Below are 17,906 nucleotides of genomic sequence, written 5' to 3'. Positions count from 1 at the left end.
ACATCGACGGCAAGCGCACGACCGACCTGCTGATGCCACTGCGCCAGGCCCCCGCGGCCCATCCACCGTCAACGTGCAGCACGCGATCGCGCGGGGCGAGCGGCGCCGCGCCATCGTCCGCGCCGCGTCCATGGCCGCGGTTGTGCTGATGGTCCTCGTCGGTGGCTGGGCGTTCGCCGGCAGCCGGGACCACCTGCCGGACCCACAGCCCGCGATCAGCACCTCCCCCAGCCCGGAGCCCTCGGCGACCGGGTGCCGGGCGGCGCCGCTCGGTGCGCCCCGGAGGCGCGACGACCCGACCGGGCGGTACCACGTCGGGCAGAGCTTCGACGGGGCGAGGGTGACCGTGTTGGACCCGGCGCAAGTACCACGCCGTCGCCGTGGTGTTCGAGGAGGGACACGTGCGCGACCTGCCCGGCCGGCTCGATCCAGGTCGGGACGCTGGTTCACAACGACACCGATCTGGGTCCGGTCGCCGGACGGCAAACCCACGAAGCTGCCGGCACCCACGATCGACGGCCGGGCCGGCGCCAAGCCGCAGGACGCGCACCGTCGCCGGGACCGTGATCATCCCGCAGAACGGCCGCCGGGTGGCGATGCTGTGGACGTGCCGATGACCGCGCGGATGCGGGCCACCTTCACCGCCTCGGTCAGGGTCGCGATGTCGTAGGCGCCATAGTGGCGGCGGCCGTTGATGAAGAAGGTGGGGGTACCGCTGACGCCGCTGAGGTCCGCGGACTCCAGGTCCTGGGCGATCCGGGCCGCATGCACGTGGTCCATCAGGTCCTCGTGGAAGCGCTGCCGGTCCAGGCCGAGCCGCTCGGCGTAGCGGACCAGGTCCATCGGCTTGAGCTCGTCCTGGTGGTCGAGGAGAAGGTCGTGCATGGGCCAGAACGCGCCCTGCGCGGCCGCCGCCTCGGACGCCTCGGCGGCGAGCTGGGCCTGCGGGTGTACGTCGGTGAGCGGCAGGTGCCGCCAAACGTAGCGCAGGTCGGCGTCGGCGAGCAGTTCACGGACGACGGGCTCGGCCTGGCCGCAGTACGGGCACTGGAAGTCGCCGTACTCGACCACTGTCACCGAGGCGCCCGCGGCCCCGCGCACGTGGTCGACGGTCACGTCCACGGGCGGGATGAGGTCGACGAGGACGTCGGCGTCGCCCAGCAGCGCCCGGGCGCGCCTCGGCTTCGGCAGCAGGGCCGTCACGCGGTACACCACCCAGGTGCCCAGCGACGCGAGCACGGCCGCGGCCAGCACGCCCAGCTTGGCCTCGGCGAGGTCGTCGCCGGTGAACGCCAGGCTCGCGATGAGCAGCGACACCGTGAAGCCGATGCCGGCGATCGTGCCGCTGCCGAGCACCGCCGCCCACCCTGCGCCGGGCCGCACCCGGCGGCCGGACAGCCGGGTCACCAGCCAGGCGGTGCCGGCGACCGCGATCGGCTTGCCCAGCACGTACCCGGCCAGGATGCCCAAGGTGATCGGCGAGGTGAACGCCCGCACGAGGAACGGGCCGTCGATCGGGATGCCGGCGTTGGCCAGGCCGAAGAGCGGGACGATGAGGAAGCTGCTCCACGGGTGGTACATCCGCTGCAGCCGCTCGTTGGGCGACAGCGTCTGGGTGAGGCCCAGCGACGCCGAGCGGGCCAGCTCCGCCGTCGGCTGCTCGCGGAAGAGCTTGAACAGGCCGCTGGCCGCCTCCAGCGCGCCGCGGGCGGGCGTGTACGCGGTCGCGGTCAGCCCGATCGCGAGCCCGGAGACGACCGGGTCCACGCCGCTGCGCAGCATGAGGTACCACAGCAGGACGCAGAACGGCGCGTAGACGATGCCGCGCCGCACCCGGAGCGCGCGCAGGCCGAGTAGCAGGCCGAACACGGTCACAGCGAGCAGCAGCGGCATGAGGACGATGTGCTCGGAGTACGCCACCGCGATGATCACGAGCGCGGCCAGATCGTCGACGACGAACACGGTGAGCAGGAAGGCCCGCGCCTGCTCGGGCACGCCGCGGCCGACGAGCGCGAGCAGGCCGAGCGCGAGCGCGGTGTCGGTGGACATGGCCACGCCCCAGCCCTGCGCGCCCGGGCCGCCGCGGTTGACCGCCAGGTAGATGACGACCGGGATCACCATCCCGGCCAGGCCGGCGGCGAGCGGCAGCACGAACCGGCGGCGGTCGCGCAGGTCGCCGAGGTCGAACTCGCGCCGCGCCTCCAGGCCGACGACCAGGAAAAACAGTGTCATGAGGCCGCTGTTGACCCAGGTGCGCAGATCGTAGGCCAGCTCCCAGCCGCCGACGCGGAGGGCGAGCTCGGTGCCCCAAACCCGCCCGTAGCCCGCCGGGTCGACGTTGGCCCAGATCAGCGCGGCCGCGATCGCGGCGACCAGGACACCGGCGCTGCCGGACTCGGTGCGCATGAAGGCCCGCAGCGGAGCGGTCACGTCGCGCCGCCAAATGGTGGTTCGTCCGGATATTTCCGGTACCTCGTATGAGGCGCCTTGCGGCGTCTCAGCTGCCGCCATATCGCGAAAGCCTATGTCGCGCGGGCGCCGTTACGCTCGGGCGGTGGGAATCCGGGTGCTCATCGCCGACGACCAGAAGATGGTCCGCGACGGCCTGCGCCGCATCCTGAGCGCGGCCGGGGACATCGAGGTGATCGGCGAGGCCGCGGACGGCGTCGAGGCGCTGGAGCGCGTCCGGGCGCTGGAGCCCGACGTCGCCCTCGTCGACATCCGGATGCCGCGCATGGACGGCCTCACCCTCACCCGCGAGCTCGCGGCCGGCCCGACCCGGGTGGTCGTCGTCACCACGTTCGACCTGGATGAGTACGTCTACACGGCGCTGCGCAACGGGGCCGCCGGCTTCCTGCTCAAGCGCTCAGGCCCGGCCCTGCTCACCGAGGCCGTGCGGGCCGCCGTCTCCGGCGAGAGCCTGATCAGCCCGGCGATCACGGTCAAGCTGCTGCGCCACCTGTCGCGCCCGCGTCCCGAGTCCCCGGAGCCGCTCACCGACCGCGAGCTGGAGATCGCCGGGCACGTCGGGGCCGGCCGGACCAACGCGGAGATCGGCGCCGAGTTGTTCATCTCGACCGGCACGGTGAAGACGCACGTCGCCGCCGTCCAGCGCAAGCTCGGCGTGCGCAACCGCGTCGGGATCGCGGTATGGGCCTGGAACAACGGGGTCGTCGCGGCGTGAGGGCGCTGTGGCTGCTCCTGCTCGCCGTGCCGGTGCTGTGCGGGCTGCCCTTCACCCGCGGGCCGGGCGTCCTCGTGAGCGTGGCGGCCATGCTCGCCGTCGCCGCCGCGATCCGCCCCTCCCTCGCCGTGCTGCCCCTGGCCGCCGCGCTCGGCTCGCTCGCGGTCACCGCCGGCTACCGGGGGCCGCCCGCGGTGGCGGGCCTATGGCTCCCGTTCGAGTTCCTTCCCCTGCTGGTGCTGCAGGTGCGCCTCCTGCGCCGCGCGCCGGCCCGGCGGGCGGCCGTGGCCGGCGCGCTGGTGGCTCTGGCGACGACCGCGCTCCCCCTGCGCGTCACCCTGCACGTCTCGCACGACCGGCTCAACGCCTCGGTCCTGCTCGTCGGGACCGCGTTCGCGGCGGCCGTGGCGATCGCCGGCGTGGGCCTGTGGCTGCGCGCGGCCGACGCCCGCCGCGCCCGCGCCCTGGCCGCGGCCCGCCGCGCGCAGCGCCTCGAGCTCGCCCGCGACCTGCACGACCTGGTGGCCCACGAGATCACCGGCATCGTCGTCGAGGCGCAGGCCGCGCAGGTCGCCCCGGAGGCGGGCTCGCACGAGCGCATCGAGGCCGCCGGGCAGCGCGCGCTGGCGGCGATGGACGACATGGTGGCCGCGCTGCGCGCCGATGAGGACGCCACGCCACGGGTGTACGGCCTCGCCGACCTGCCGGGCGTGGTCTCCCGCTTCGGCGGCGGCGCGACGCTGGAGATCGAGCCGGGCGTCGGGCTCTCCGTGGCGGCTGGGACGGCCGCCTACCACGTGGTCATCGAGGCCCTCACCAATGTGCGCCGGCACGCCCCGGCCGGCGCGGGGGTGCGGGTCCGGCTTTCGGCGGCGGGCGTCCTGACCATCGACAACGACGGCAGCGCGGAGGACAGGGACACTTCGGCCATACCGAGATCCGGCGGCGGCAGCGGGCTCGCGGGGCTCGCCGAGCGCGTCCGGGCCGTGGGCGGGGAAGTGCGCGCCGGGCCGCACGCCGGCGGCTGGCGCGTGGTCTGCGATCTCTCCCGTTCGGCAGATGTGCCGGGCGACCGCGCCGCCCAGCCTTGAGGCATGCTCGAACTGCTCGACATCACGAAGGTCTACAAGGGCGGCAAGCGCGCCGTCGACGGCCTGACGCTGCGCCTCGGGCCGGGGCTGCTCGGTCTGCTCGGGCCCAACGGCGCCGGGAAGTCCTCGCTGCTGCGCATCGCCGCTACAGTGACCCGCCCGACGAGCGGCCGGGTGCGCTTCGACGGCGCCGACGCGATCGCCCGGCCCGGCGAGCTACGCCGCGCGCTGGGCTACCTGCCGCAGGACTTCGGGGTGTACCCGAACCTGTCAGCGGTGGAGTTCCTGGCGTACCTGGCCGCGGTCAAGGGTCTCTCCGCCCGCTCCGCCCGGGCGCGCATCGACGAACTGCTGGAGCTGGTGAACCTGACCCACGCCGCGCGCCGGCCGCTCGGCGGCTACTCCGGCGGCATGCTGCGCCGGGTCGGCATCGCGCAGACGCTGCTGGCCGACCCGCGCGTCGTCATCGTCGACGAGCCGACCGCCGGCCTCGACCCCGAGGAGCGGGTCCGGTTTCGCAACCTGCTCAGCGACCTCGCCGCCGACCGGCTGGTGCTGCTGTCCACGCACATCGTGAGCGACGTCGAGTCGGTCGCGACGCGGATCGCGGTGGTCAAGGGCGGCCGGATCCGCCTCGACGGGACCCCGGAGGAGCTGCTGCGCGGCGTCGCCGGGCACGTCTGGGAGGTCACCGTGCCGCCCGAGGCCGCCGCCGGGCTGCAGCAGCGGCTGCTCACCACCCGGGCGGTGCGCACCCCGGCCGGCGTACGGCTGCGGGTGCTGGCGACGAGCCGGCCGCTCGCCGACGCCGCACCGGCCGCGCCGGACCTGGAGGACGCCTACGTCGGGGCGGTGCACCGGTGAACGCACTGCTCGGCCTGGCGCTGGCGGACTTCCGCGAGCGGGCGCGCCGCCCGGCGTACCTCCTCATGCTGATCTCGGCGATCGGCCTCGGGCTGCTGGCGGTGCCGCCCACCGGCGCGCACTGGTCGGTGCTCGTCATCGGGGGCTTCCGCGGGCGGTACACCAGCGACTACGTGGGCATGGTCACCGCGCTGACGAGCGCCTTGTGGCTCACGCTGGTCGGGTTCTACCTGGTGCGCGACGCGGTCACGCGGGACGAGCGCACCGGCGTGGGGCAGCTGCTTGCCGCCTCGCCGCTACGCACGCCGGTCTACCTCGCCGGCAAGCTGCTCAGCAACGTGATGGTGCTCGGCTCGATGGTCGTGGTCCTCGCCGCGACCGCGCTGGTGCTACTGCTGCTGCGGGGCGAGTCGCGCACGGTGGACCCGATCGCGCTGGCACTGCCGTTCGCGCTCGTCGCGCTGCCGATGCTCGTGTGCACCGCGGCCCTGGCCATGCTGTTCGAGACGACGCCGGTGCTGCGCGGTGGGCTGGGCAACGTGCTGTGGTTCTTCGTGTGGATGATCGGCGCGATCGGCGGGCAGTCGCCGCACGCGCCGTTCGGCGGGCTGGGCCTGCGCCCGGTCACCCTGCCGGCCGGCGCCTCGCAGGACGTTGGAAACGACGTTGGGCTCGGCCTGATGTACGTCGACGAGCCCCTGCGCACCTTCGACTGGCCCGGCCTGCGGCTGGACGCCGGGTTCCTCGGCGGCCGGCTCGCGCTCACCGCCGTCGCGATCGCGGTCGCGCTCCTGCCGGCCCTGTGGTTCCACCGCTTCGACCGCCCGGCGCGCGCCGGGCGGGCGGCCGCCGGCCCCGAGCCGCGAACCGACTACAAGGGGCTCCCCCGGACCGAGCCCCGGCGCGGCGGAACGGGCCCGCGCCTGCTCGCCGGCGAGCTGCGCATCCTGGTGCGGGGCGCGCCGTTGTGGTGGTGGCTGGGCGCTGGCGCGCTGGCCCTGGGCGGCCTCGCCGCGCCGCCCGGCGCGGTGCTCGCGCTCGTGTGGATCTGGCCGGTGCTGCTCTGGTCGCGGCTGGGCACCCAGCCGGCGGCGTCGGGCGCGGACGCGATCCTCGCCGCGTATCCCGCCCCGCGCGGCCGCGTCGTCGCCGAATGGTGCGCGGGCGCGCTGCTGGCCGCGGCCATCGGCGCGGGCGCGGCGGCCCGGATGGCGTTCGCCGGCGACCTGCCGGGGCTGGCCGCCTGGACGGCCGGCGCTGCGTTCATCCCCGCGCTCGCCCTGGCCCTCGGCGCGCTGACCGGGGCGCCGAGGGTCTTCCAGGCGGTCTACACCATCCTGTGGTACCTCCTGATCAACGACACCAGCGCGCTGGACTTCATGGGCGCGCTGCGCGACCACGGCCGCCTCACCGGGCCGAGCCCGGCGCTGTGGGCGGTGGCCGCGGCGGCCGGCGTCGCCACCGCGCTCGCCCGCACCGCGTGGCGCGAAACCCGCCGCTGAGTCCGTGCGACACACCGCGGTGAAACGGCCACCGCCGAACCGCTCTGCTGAGCTAAGCGAGCGCGGCGGAGATGGCGCGGATCTGGGCCGGGGCGACCGCGTCCCAGTAGCGGCCGTCGTGGCAGCCGGTCGACAGCGTCACGACGGACGGGTCGGGCAGGCGGTCGCGCAGACGGCGCACCGCGGGCGCGAACGGGTCCGCCGCGCCGATGTCGATGCGGACCGGCAGCCCGGACAGCTCCGCCGCCCGCGCGGTCACGTCGTAGCGCGCCCACTCCTCCGCCGAGTCATACGCGCCCGGATTGACCCGCTCGGCGTCGGCGTAGTCGCGGAAGATCGCCGGCGAGGAGGCGACGATCAGCCGGAAGCGGTCGCGATGCTCCAACCCGCACAGCAGCGCGCCGTAGCCGCCCATCGACCAGCCGGCGACTGCGGCCCGGTCGATGTCGAGGCCCCGGCCGCCGATGAGCGGCAGGAACTCGTCGATGAGCATGCCGAGCGGGTCGTCGGTGGCGTGCGGGTGCCAGTACCCGTCGCCGCCGTCGGCCGCGGCGATGACGAAGGGCGCCACGCCCGCGTGCACGGCTCCGGCGAGCAGCCGCGGGTAGCCGCCCAGGTTCGCCGCCTGGTCGGCGTTGGCGCCGAAGCCGTGCAGCGCGAGGCACACCGGCAGCCGGGCATCCGGCTCGTATCCCGGCGGATAGGCCAGCGCGTAGCCGACCTCCCGGCCGCGGCGCTGGGAGCGGAAGGAGCCGGTGATGAGCACCGGCGCCTCGGCCGTCGGCGCGGCGGGAGGCCTCGGCGCGGCGGCGTCGCAGCGGCCGAGAGCCTCGTCCAGGCGCCCCTTGCCGGGCAGCACGGCGTGGTCGACGAGCTCGAACCCGGCGGTGACGGCCAGCACCGCGCCGCCGCCGATCGCCAGCAGCGCCGAGCGCCGGCTGATGCCCATGCGCGACACGGTAGCCGCTCGATGTCCGTCGCGCGGACCCGCGCGTCGGCTCTTCGGGGCCGGCATGGCGATCTTCCGGCCGATCTGCGGGGCCGCCGGGGCGGCTATCGTGACGCGGGTGACGCGGCTCGATTTCCGGATCCTCGGCCCGCTCGAGGCATGGGCGCCGGACGGCCGGCCGATCGACCTCGGCGCCCGCAAGCAGCGCGCGGTGCTCGCCATGCTGCTGCTGGAGCCCGGCCGCGTGGTGTCGCTCGACCGGATCGTCGAGGGGCTGTGGGCCGGGGAGGCGCCGGCGAGCGCGACCGGGACGCTGCAGGCGTATGTATCGCAGCTGCGCCGCGCCCTGGAGCCGGACCGGCCGCCGCGCACACCGCCGGCCATGCTGCTCACCCGCGACCCCGGCTATCTGCTGGCGGTCGACGACACGCAGGTGGACGCGCGCCGGTTCGCCGCCGGCGTCGAGGCCGCCCGGGCCGGCCTGGCCCGGGGCGACCTGGCCACGGCCGAGCGCGCGCTGCACGAGGCGCTGCGGGAGTGGCGCGGCGAGCCGCTGGCGGACCTGGCCGACGAGGAGTTCGCCACAGCGGCGGTGACGCGGCTCGGTGAGCTGCACGACGGCGCGCTGGAGGACCTCGCCGAGGTACAGCTCGGTGCCGGGCAGACCGCGGCCGCGATCGCCGGGGCGCAGGCGCTGCTGGAGCGCCGGCCGTTCCGCGAGCGGTCGTGGGGGCAGCTGATGCTCGGCCTGTACCGCGAGGGCCGCCAGGCCGACGCGCTGGCCGCGTTCCGCCGCGCCCGCGCGGTGCTCGACGAGGAGCTGGGTCTGCCGCCGGGGCCCGAGCTGCGGGCGCTGGAGGCCGCGATCCTCCGCCACGACCCGTCGCTGGCCGAGCCCTCCCGGCCCACCCAGCCCGCCGCGCCCATCCAGCCGACTCAACCCGTTGGGACCACCCGGCCCGCACAGGCCACCGCGCCCGAGTGGGTCGCTGCGGCGGCACCCGTCGAGAACGCCGAGTGTGTCCCGCGGCTGGTGGGCCGGGGCGCGGAGGAGCGGCGCATCGCCGAGCGGATCGAGCTCGCCGCGGGCGGAGCGGGCGGCGTCCTGCTCGTCGCCGGCGAGGCCGGACTCGGCAAGACCCGGCTCGCCGAGCTCGCGGCGGAGATCGCCGCCGGGCGCGGGCTCTCGGTGGCCTGGAGCCGGTGCGTCGAGGCGAGCGCAACCCCCGCGTTCTGGCCGTGGGTGCAGGTGCTGCGCACGCTGCCGGACACCGGCGACGGGCGCCGGCTGCTCGACGTGCTCGCCGGCCGTGGCGAGAGCAGCTGGCGCGCCGAAGACCCGGACACGGCACGGTTCCACCTGCACGAGGCGGTCGCCGACACGCTGCGCCTGCACGCATCCGCGCGGCCGCTGCTCATCGTGATCGACGACCTGCACGTCGCGGACGCCTCGTCGCTGCAGCTACTGGCGCACCTCGCGCCGGCGCTGCACCAGCGGCCGATCCTGGCGCTGGCCACGCTGCGCCCGGAGGCGGCCGACGCCGCCCCCGCGCTGCGCGAGACGCTGGCGCTGCTGGCCAACGAGCGCGGCGCCGAGCGGCTGCGGCTGACCGCGCTCACCGAGGACGAGATCGCCGAGTACACCGACCGGCCCCACGCGGTCGCGCAGGCGCTGCTGGAGCGCACCGGCGGCAACCCGTTCTACCTCAAGGAACTGCTGCGGCTGCTGGAGAGCGAGTACCCGGACGGCTGGGGCGACGCGCAGGCCGTGGCCGCGACCGGAGTGCCGGAGAGCGTGCGGGACGTCATCACCCGCCGCCTGTCGCGGCTGCCCGAGCGGACCCGCGAGCTGTTGGAGACGGCCGCGGTCATCGGCCGCGACGTCGACCTGCTGCTGCTCGAGGCAGCGACCGAGAACCGCGCAACCGGCGGGCACGAGCTGGTGATGGCCGCCCTCGAGCCGGCCGTCGCGGCCGGGGTGCTGCTGGAGCTGCCGAACGGCTGGGATTATCGCTTCTCCCACGTCCTCGTCCGGGACACCGTCTACGGCGGGCTGAGCCGGCTGCGGCGCGCGCGGCTGCACCGCGGGGTCGGGGAGGCGCTCGAGGCCTTCGACCGGCCCGACGACCCAAACCTGCTCGGGCGCCTGGTGCACCACTTCACGATGGCCGCGCGACTGGGCGTCGCCGATCGCGCCGTGCGGTACGCGACCCGGGCCGCCGAGCTGGCGATGGCGCAGCTGGCCTACGACGAGGCCGCCCGCTACCTGGAGTCCGCCCTGGGCGCGCTCGACCCCACCGCCACGGGCGCGGCCGAGCGGCGTGGCCGCCTGCTGGTGCAGCTCGGCGTGGCCCGGCGGGCCGCGGGCGACGTCGACGGCACGCGCGCGGTGCTCGACGAGGCGCTGACGCTGGCCCGGCAGCTCGGCGACGACGGGCTCGCGATGGACGCGGCGACGCTGTTCGGCGGGGTGACGCTGTGGGGGTGGCGGCCGTACCGCACCATCGACGAGCGCATGATCGGCATCCTGCGTGAGCAGTTGGACCGGCTGAATCCGGCCGACCGCTCCCGGCGCGCGGTGCTGCTCGGCACGCTGGCGGTCGAGCTGTACCACAGCCCGCAGCAGCCGGAGGGCGAGGCGCTGGGCACCGAGGCGGTACGGCTGGCGCGCGAGGTCGGCGACCCGGAGCTGCTGATACGCACGCTGAACAACTACTGGAACGCCGCTTGGGTGCCCGAGCGCGAGCCGGAGCGCCGCGCCGTGGTCGACGAGATGCTCACGATTACGCCGCTGCCCCGGACCGTCGAGGCCATCGTCCGGGTGCACCGGATGGTGACCGAGATGAGCGCCGGCGACATCGCTGGGTTCGACGCCGACCTGGCCCGCTGCGTGCGCCTGGCCGAGGAGGTCCGCAGCTCTGTGCTGCCCGCGCAGGTGCGTTACGCGCAGGCGGGACGGGCGATACTGGACGGCCGGTGGGCCGAGGGCGAGCGGCTGGTCGGCGAGGCGTTCGCGCTGCAGGAGCACACCAGCCTGTGGGGCGCGGACTGGATCCGGCTGGCGCTGCTGTACACCAGCCGCCGCTTTCAGGGTCGCGCCGGCGAACTGCGCGACGAACTGGTGCGTCGCGCCGGCGAACCCCACCTGGAGCTGCTGCGCCCCACCGCCGTGCTGGCCGCCTGCGAGTCGGGCGACGAGGACCTCGCCCGGACGCTGATCGCGCGCTGGGGCGCCACGCGGGACCGGCTGTGGTCCTGGGAGTTCATGGCGTTCCAGTGGGGGCTGATCGCGGCGCGGCTGGGCACCCCCGACCCGCGTGAGCTCTACGATGAGATCGCGCCGTACGCTGAGCGCTGCTGCACGGTCGGCACCGGGTGCGCCACCTGGGGTTCGCTGCACTTCGTCCAGGCCGAGCTGGCGGTGCGGCTGGGCGACCGCGCGGTCGCCCTGGAGCACGCTCACGCCGCCCGGGCCACGCACGAGCGGCTCGGCGTGGCATACCTGATCGCGGCCAGCGACGCGCAGCTGGCCGTCCTAGCGGTCCCCAAGCGCTGACCAACTGCCGTCCAAACGGGCGCCAAGCGGGCCTGGGCACCCTCATCGCATGACCATCGCTATGACTGATCTCCCGGCCGTGACCGGGCCCGTCTTTTTCCCCGGCGACGAGGGCTACGCGGCCGAGGTCGCGTCCTGGAACGTCGCGGTCACCCACGAGCCGCTCGCGGTCGTCGGCGCCACCAGCGCGCAGGACGTCGCCGTGGCCGTACGCTGGGCCGGTGCGCACGGCCTGCCCGTCGCGGTCCAGTCGAACGGGCACGGCGCGGTGCGCCCGGCCATCGGCTGCGTCCTCATCACCACCGGCCGCATGAACGAGGTCTCGGTCGACCCGGTCGCGCGCACCGCGCGGGCCGCCGCCGGCGCGCGGTGGTCGCAGGTGATCGATGCGGCCGCCGCGCACGGCCTGGCGCCCCTCAACGGCTCGTCCTCGGACGTCGGCGTCGTCGGGTACACGCTCGGCGGCGGCGCCGGGCCGCTGGGGCGTAAGTACGGCTTCGCCGCCGACCACGTGCGCTCGATCGAGATCGTCACCGCCGACGGCGCGCTTCGCACCATCGACGCCGACCACGAGGCCGACCTGTTCTGGGCCGTGCGCGGCGGCAAGGGCAACTTCGGCATCGCCACCGCGATCGAGTTCGACCTGTTCGAGGTCGCCGGGTTCTTCGGCGGCGGCATCTACTTCCCGGGCAGCCACGCCGCCGAGGTCCTGCACGCCTACCGGGTCTGGTCGGCCGGGCTGCCGGAGGAGATGAGCACGTCGGTGGCTCTGCTGCGGCTGCCGCCGCTGCCCGAGCTGCCCGAGCCGCTGCGTGGGGCCTTCGTGGCGCACCTGCGGGTCGCGTACCTCGGCACGCCGGAGGACGGCGACGCGATGCTCGCCACGATGCGCGCCGCCGCGCCCGCGCTCATCGACGACGTGTCGTGGCGGCCGTACACCGCGGTCGACTCCGTCCACCGGGACCCGGTCGACCCGGTCCCGTCCCGGGAGCGCGGCGTGCTGCTCGGCGAGCTGACCGAGCGGACCATCGACCACGTGCTGGAGGTGACCGGGCCCCGGGTGGACGTACCGCTGATCATGGTGGAGGTGCGGCACCTGGGCGGTGCGTTCGCGCGGCCGCCGGCCATCCCCAACGCCGTGTCCGGCCGCGGGGCTGAGTACTCGCTGTTCGCCATCGGGCTCGGCCTGCCCGATCTCGTGCCCGTGGTGGACAAGGTCACCGATCGGCTGCTCGCCGTCGAGACGCTGCCAAGCGGCCTCATCAACTTCAGCGGCGACGCCAGCGCGGAGGCGCTTCTGGCGAACTGGGTCCCCGCCGACCGCGACCGGCTGCTGCGTACGAAGCGCTCGTACGACCCGACGAACGTCTTCTCCAGCGGCCAGGCCATCGTCGCCTGAGGCGATCGCTGTCGCGGTCACGGCCGCCTCGCTGGTCCGGATCGACATGCTCGGCCTCCCGCCGCGCGTCGCGGTGGGAGGCACCACGGTGGTGCTCGGCATGCTCGCGCTGCGGGTGGCCGAGCACCGCAGCGTGCACCCGGTGCCGATCCGGGTCGACGCCCTAGAGTTCGCGGCGTTCCTGGATTCCGGCGAGGTCGAGGGCGATGGAGCCGGCATGGATGATCCCGTTTCCGTGCCCCCCGTCGGTGCCCGGAGCGGGATCGATCACCTGCCTTCCTTACGGCCGGACGGCCACCGGAGTTTCGCGTCCAGCGCGCCGATGAGAGCGGCGAACAACGCCGCGAGGGACTCCTGGCAGTGTCAGCCACTAAGTGGACCACAGTTGCGTTAGCCTGAGCATGTCAGACGGTCAACGCTTAACGCAACTGGAGTTTCATTGAGGGAGCCGGTTGGCACGGTACGGCCCGGCGGGCGCACCGCCCGCACGCGCGCCGCGGTGGCCGAGGCCCTGCAGGCCGAGCTGCTGGAAGTTGGGTACGCGGGCACGACGATCGAGCGCATCGCCCAGCGCGCGGGAGTGGCGAAGACCACGGTGTACCGCCGCTGGGGCAGCCTGACCAAGCTGGTCATCGACGTGTTCTCGGACACCGCCGGCACCCGGATCCCGCTGCCGGACACCGGCACGTTCGAGGGCGACCTGCGCGCGCTCGGCCAGGCCAGCATCACGCTGCTGTGCACCCCGCACCTGCGGGCCATCGTCGACGTGGTGGTCCGCGAGGCGATCCACGACCCGGCCGCCCGCGCGGCGCTGACCGGCTTCTTCGCGTCGCGGATCGCGATCGGCTCGGCCCTGGTGGACCGCGCCGTCAACCGCGGCGAGGCGGCGCCCGGCACCGACGCGGCCGAGGTGATCCGGCTGGTCGGCGCCCCGTATTACGCCCGGGCCTACATCACGGGCGAGGAGATCGACCCGGCCGTCGCCGACCGCACGGCCGCGATGATCGCGCTGGCCGCCCGCGAGGGCATCCTGGTGTCGGCGCCCGAGGATCAGAGTGCGTCGCGATAGGCCAGCCGCCGCCGCGGGGTGCCTTTCCCGTTAACCGCAAGGCCGAACCACCCGGATTCGTGGCAATGTCTCGGGTATGACGATCCGCTGCGTCATCGTGGACGACTCGGAGCGCTTTCGGGTCAGTGCCCAGCGCTTGCTCACCGACCAGGGCATCATGGTGGTCGCGACCGCGGCGGACAGCCACCAGGCGATACACGCGGTCGAACACGAACAGCCAGATGTCGTACTGGTTGATGTCGGCCTCGGCACCGAGAGCGGCTTCGACCTCGCGGCCCGCATCCGCTGCAGCCCGGTGATCATGGTGTCCAGCCTCGCCCCGGAGGACGTGACCGAGCTGCTCGCGGAGAGCCCGGCGATCGGCTTCCTGCCAAAGGAGCAGCTGTCGGGCGGAGCGATCACGGGACTGCTCCACACCACTTCGCCGACCGGCTGACGTCGGCACCCGGCGTCACGATCCCGCCGAGGACGCGGCCTCCAGGAAGGTGAGCACCGCCAGCACCCGGCGGTGGGTCTCGTCGGTCTCCGGCAGGTCCAGCTTGGTCAGGATCGAGCGGACGTGCTTCTCGATCGTTCCCTCGGTAACCCACAGCGCCTTGGCCACACCGGCGTTGGAGCGCCCCTCGGCCATCAGCGCCAGCACCTCGCGCTCGCGCGGGCTGAGCACATCGAGCGGGTCGCGGCGGCGATGCGCGGCGACGAGCTCCTGGACCACCGCCGGGTCCACCACGGTCCCCCCGTCATTCACCCGGTGCAGCGTCTCGATGAACTCGTCGACGTCGGTCACCCTGCTCTTGAGCAGGTAGCCGATCCGCTCGCCGCTGGCCAGCAACTCGATCGCGTGCTCGACCTCGACGAAGGCGGACAGCACCAGGATCGCCACCTTGGGGAAGCGCACCCGGATCTCGCGAGCCGCGGCGAGGCCCTCAGTGGTGTGTGTCGGAGGCATGCGGATGTCGACGACGGCCATGTCAGGCGACGTCTTCTCGACCAGCTCAAGTAGGTGTCGGCCGTCATCGGCAAGCCCCGTCACGGTGAAACCGTGACGGTCGAGCAGGCTCGCCAGCCCCTCGCGCAGCAATACGTCGTCGTCGGCGATCACCACCGAACGACGGAGCGCCGTACTCTCCTCGAATGCCATCAAATCCAACATATCCCCGCGAGTCCGGGCACACATCCCCTCATGCACGGGGGGTTGACCGCCCGGCTGGCGGTGACGAGCGCGCTGTTCTCGGTAATGATCAGCGCGGCGTTCGCGATCATCCTCTACGAGGTATACCAACTGCGCTCGTCGGTCATGGTCGTGAGCCAGGCGGAGCAGGCCGTGTCGGCGAGCAACGCCCTGGAGCGCCTGGTCCTTGACGTCGAGGCGGGGCGGCGCGGCTACGCTCTCACCCAGGACCACGCGCTGCTGGTGCCCTGGATCCGCGCCCAGCAGCAGATCCCGCTGCGCCAGCAGGAGCTCGCCTCGTCCGTCGCCGGCAGCCCGACGCAGGCGACCCGGGTCACCAGGCTCAACAGCGACGTCACCGCGTACCTCGACAACTACGCCGACCCGGCCATCGTCGTCAACGAGGCCGGCAAACCGCAGAGCATCGACCCGAACTCGATCATGGACGGCCAGCACCACGTCGCCGCGCTGCGCAACGAGTTCGACGACTTCATCACGAGCCAGCAGGCGACCGTCGACCAGATGCACGGGGCGGCGAGCCGGGCAGGCCAACGGGCACTGATCGCCGGCCTCGCCGGGTTCGTCGTCTCCCTGGGCGCCGTGGCGCTGCTGACGCGGTCGCTCGCCGTCATGGTGGTGCGCCCACTGCACCGGATGGTGATGGCCGCCGACCGTGCGGCGGGCGGCGACCTGACCGTGCGCGTCGCCACGGACGGCCCGCAGGAGGTCGGCGCGCTGCAGCGCACGTTCAACTCGATGGTCGCGGCGCTCAACCACGGGCGCGTCATGCTCAGCAGGGTGGCGACCGAGCAGGCGGCGCTGCGGCGGGTGGCCACCGTCGCGGCGCACGGCAAGCCGGCCGACGACGTGTTCGCCACGGTGACCGAGGAGGCGGGCAAGCTGTTCGGGGCCGACGCCGCGGTCCTGCTGCGATTCGAGCTGGACGGGAACGCCACGATCGTGGCGAGCTGGAGCCAGGACCCCGCGCACCGCATCGCGCCGGGCCGCGTGGAGCTGGCCGACACCGGGATCGCCGGGCGGGTGCTGCGCTCCGGCCGGCCCATCCGGCTGGCCGGGGCGCGCAGCGCGGACTTCCTGCGCCACGAGTTCGACGACTCCTCGATCCGCTCGGCGATCGGCGCCCCAGTGCTGGTCGCCGGCCGCACCTGGGGCGTGCTCAAGGCCCTGTCCACCCGCGCCCGCCCGCTGGAGGAGCACGACGCCGAGCGGGCGGCCGAGTTCACCGAGCTGGTCGCGAGCGCGATCGCCAACTCGCAGGCGCGCGCCGACCTCACCGCGTCACGCGCCCGGGTCGTCGCCGCCACCGACGAGAGCCGCCGCCGCATCATCTCCGTCAGCGCCGCGGTGACCGACGGCCACCTGACCCTGTCCATCGAGGACGACGGCGTCGGCGGCGCCAACCCGGGCACCGGCACGGGCCTGACCGGCCTCGGTGACCGGGTGGCGGCACTCGGCGGCACCATGCAGATCGCCAGCCGGCCCGGGACCGGCACACGCCTGGGCATCACGATCCCGCTCGCGACCGCCCTCATGGAGGGTGAGAACGGTTGAGCCCCGTATGGCGGCCAGCCGGAACTCGCGGGTCGGGAAACCCGCAGGCAGAGACGCCCGCTGGCGCCGAAGCGAAGGCCGCCCCGGCGGAGGCACGGTGGAACAGTCATCCACACCCCGTGTGAACAGGTGATCCACCATGACGAGTTGCCCGGTCGACCCGGTCCTGTGCATGGCACTGTTCGTCTCCGACACTCCGTGCTACTCCGATCCCGACGCCGCCACCGTCCGCGCGACGGTCGACGCGACGCTGGATCTCCTCGGTCCCGACGAGTGCTACGCCCGCGCGGCCGAGGTCTTCGGGGACCGCCCGGACGTGGCCCTGGGCCGCATCCAGTGGGCCCGCAGCGTCTGCGAGAAGGCCCTGGCCTCCGCGGCCGCCTGACCCTCTGCCCCCTCGTCCTCACCGGTCGGCGCGCCGCCGCGACCCGGGGAGGACACCGCACCCACCGATGGCGCACCGCATTGCGACGGTGCGCCTTTTCGTTCCATCCTCATCCCGGCGGGCGACCGGATCCGCTTAGATCACGGACAGGTGGACATGGTTCGTGTGGTCGCTGGACGGGTCGCCGTTGCCGCCGCTGTAGGCGTGCCACCCCGCCGCCGGCGTCCAGACCTGTCTGAACCAGATCACGTACAACACGCCCAGCGACGAGGCGTTCTTGACGAAGAACGCGGCGAGGTTGGTGCCGTACGTCTTGTCGTTGCCCGTCGCCACCCCGCCGAACCCGTCTGACGCGGCGGCGAAGTCGCACGCCCGGCCCTTCGGATGCTCATACGGCCCGGCCGGCCGGAAGCACGAGTAGAAGTGCGTGAACCCGGCCTTGCGCGCCTCCTGCGCCGAGTGCAGCATGCGCGGCGTGATGCAGCCCGAGGTCGTCGGGTCGTCGATGATGCAGTTCTCCTTCGGCCAGCTGCCGTCGGCGTTGCGCGGCGCGGGATTGGCCAGTGGGGAGTTGACGCTGACGTATCCGTCGGCCCTGCCGCGCATCTTCGCCAGCGCGGCCTCGGCGTCGGCCTTCTTCTTGGCCTGGATGTCCGCCTGCGCCTGCTGCCTGGCGACCTCCTCGTCGACGGCCTTCTTCGCCTCCGCGAGGCGCGCCTCGATCTTGGTGAGCCGGCCGATGACCCGGTCGTTGTACAGCGCGATCTCGTTCACCAGCAGCACGCGGTCCATGAACTGCTCGGGCGAGTCCGTGTTCACCAGCGCGGCGGCGAGCCGCACCTTGCCACCGGTGCGGTATGCCGCGGCCGCGATCACGTTGACGCTGGCGCGGACCGGCTCGACCTCCCGGCGCATCTCATCCATCTGCTTGACGAGGTCGGCCTGCCGCTTCTTGGACTCCTCCAGGGTCGCCTGGGCCTCGAGCCACTTGGTGTTGGCCGCGTCGAGCTTGTCGCCCAGCGTCAGATTTCCCGCGCCCTCGTCGGGAGGGGTCGTGGGATCGCCCGGCGCGGCGCCCACGGGGCTTGCCCAGGCACCGATCAGCACGAGCGACGCAACCACGAACATGAGTGCCCGGCGCCGCATGCGGTGAGCGTACCGAAC

Annotated in this window: 14 protein-coding genes; 10 read left to right on the top strand and 4 right to left on the bottom strand. The window is 73.9% G+C overall.

The annotated features are described in order from the left end of the window. Positions 1-567 precede the first annotated feature (567 nt). Positions 568-2,430: a Na+/H+ antiporter NhaA gene (nhaA, locus tag AB0367_RS01935; RefSeq protein ID WP_366224274.1), complete on the bottom strand. Its 1,863-nt coding sequence runs from the start codon at positions 2,428-2,430 to the stop codon at positions 568-570. A gap of 124 nt (positions 2,431-2,554) precedes the next feature. Between nhaA and AB0367_RS01930 the strand changes: the two genes are divergently transcribed. The 4 genes from AB0367_RS01930 to AB0367_RS01915 are packed head-to-tail and all read left to right on the top strand — an operon-like array spanning position 2,555 to position 6,641. Continuing rightward, a complete protein-coding gene (locus AB0367_RS01930; protein WP_366224273.1) occupies positions 2,555-3,184 on the top strand; it encodes a response regulator transcription factor in 630 nt (209 codons plus the stop codon). Further along, positions 3,181-4,275, top strand: coding sequence for a histidine kinase (locus AB0367_RS01925; protein WP_366224272.1), 1,095 nt, complete (start codon positions 3,181-3,183; stop codon positions 4,273-4,275). The genes AB0367_RS01930 and AB0367_RS01925 overlap by 4 nt, the downstream gene beginning before the upstream one ends. Positions 4,276-4,278: 3 nt before the next feature. Beyond that, positions 4,279-5,139 carry an ATP-binding cassette domain-containing protein gene (locus tag AB0367_RS01920; RefSeq protein WP_366224271.1) on the top strand — a complete coding sequence of 287 codons (861 nt, stop codon included), beginning with the start codon at positions 4,279-4,281 and terminating at the stop codon, positions 5,137-5,139. Next, positions 5,136-6,641, top strand: a complete 1,506-nt coding sequence (locus tag AB0367_RS01915) for a hypothetical protein (RefSeq protein WP_366224270.1) — start codon at positions 5,136-5,138, stop codon at positions 6,639-6,641. The genes AB0367_RS01920 and AB0367_RS01915 overlap by 4 nt, the downstream gene beginning before the upstream one ends. Before the next feature lie 52 nt (positions 6,642-6,693). Here AB0367_RS01915 and AB0367_RS01910 read toward each other — a convergent pair whose 3' ends face one another. Beyond that, positions 6,694-7,590, bottom strand: coding sequence for an alpha/beta hydrolase-fold protein (locus AB0367_RS01910; protein WP_366224269.1), 897 nt, complete (start codon positions 7,588-7,590; stop codon positions 6,694-6,696). Positions 7,591-7,708: 118 nt separating this feature from the next. Between AB0367_RS01910 and AB0367_RS01905 the strand changes: the two genes are divergently transcribed. The 4 genes from AB0367_RS01905 to AB0367_RS01890 all read left to right on the top strand — a co-directional run bounded on the left by AB0367_RS01905 (position 7,709) and on the right by AB0367_RS01890 (position 14,050). After that, a complete protein-coding gene (locus tag AB0367_RS01905) occupies positions 7,709-11,146 on the top strand; it encodes a BTAD domain-containing putative transcriptional regulator (RefSeq protein WP_366224268.1) in 3,438 nt (1,145 codons plus the stop codon). Between the two features lie 49 nt (positions 11,147-11,195). Continuing rightward, entirely contained in the window at positions 11,196-12,545 is a 1,350-nt protein-coding gene (locus AB0367_RS01900; RefSeq protein ID WP_366224267.1) for an FAD-binding oxidoreductase, read from the top strand. A 439-nt stretch (positions 12,546-12,984) separates the two neighbouring features. Continuing rightward, a complete protein-coding gene (locus tag AB0367_RS01895) occupies positions 12,985-13,614 on the top strand; it encodes a TetR/AcrR family transcriptional regulator (protein ID WP_366224266.1) in 630 nt (209 codons plus the stop codon). A 97-nt stretch (positions 13,615-13,711) separates the two neighbouring features. Further along, complete coding sequence (locus AB0367_RS01890; protein ID WP_366224265.1) at positions 13,712-14,050, top strand: response regulator; 339 nt, start codon at positions 13,712-13,714, stop codon at positions 14,048-14,050. A gap of 15 nt (positions 14,051-14,065) precedes the next feature. Here the strand turns inward: AB0367_RS01890 and AB0367_RS01885 are convergent, their stop codons facing one another. Beyond that, positions 14,066-14,755, bottom strand: coding sequence for a response regulator transcription factor (locus AB0367_RS01885; protein WP_350543163.1), 690 nt, complete (start codon positions 14,753-14,755; stop codon positions 14,066-14,068). 42 nt (positions 14,756-14,797) lie between these two features. On the opposite strand from AB0367_RS01885, the gene AB0367_RS01880 reads away from it, so the two are divergent. After that, positions 14,798-16,357: a CHASE3 domain-containing protein gene (locus AB0367_RS01880; protein ID WP_366224264.1), complete on the top strand. Its 1,560-nt coding sequence runs from the start codon at positions 14,798-14,800 to the stop codon at positions 16,355-16,357. Between the two features lie 139 nt (positions 16,358-16,496). After that, positions 16,497-16,742 (top strand): hypothetical protein, encoded by a 246-nt coding sequence (locus AB0367_RS01875; RefSeq protein ID WP_366224263.1) that lies wholly within the window; start codon positions 16,497-16,499, stop codon positions 16,740-16,742. A 135-nt stretch (positions 16,743-16,877) separates the two neighbouring features. On the opposite strand, the gene AB0367_RS01870 is transcribed toward AB0367_RS01875, so the two are convergent. Continuing rightward, complete coding sequence (locus AB0367_RS01870; RefSeq protein WP_366224262.1) at positions 16,878-17,888, bottom strand: hypothetical protein; 1,011 nt, start codon at positions 17,886-17,888, stop codon at positions 16,878-16,880. Positions 17,889-17,906: the final 18 nt, after the last annotated feature.

The organism is Dactylosporangium sp. NPDC051484, assembly GCF_040689395.1.
Classification (GTDB): Bacteria; Actinomycetota; Actinomycetes; order Mycobacteriales; family Micromonosporaceae; genus Dactylosporangium.
This window is presented reverse-complemented; position numbering and strand designations above follow the sequence as displayed.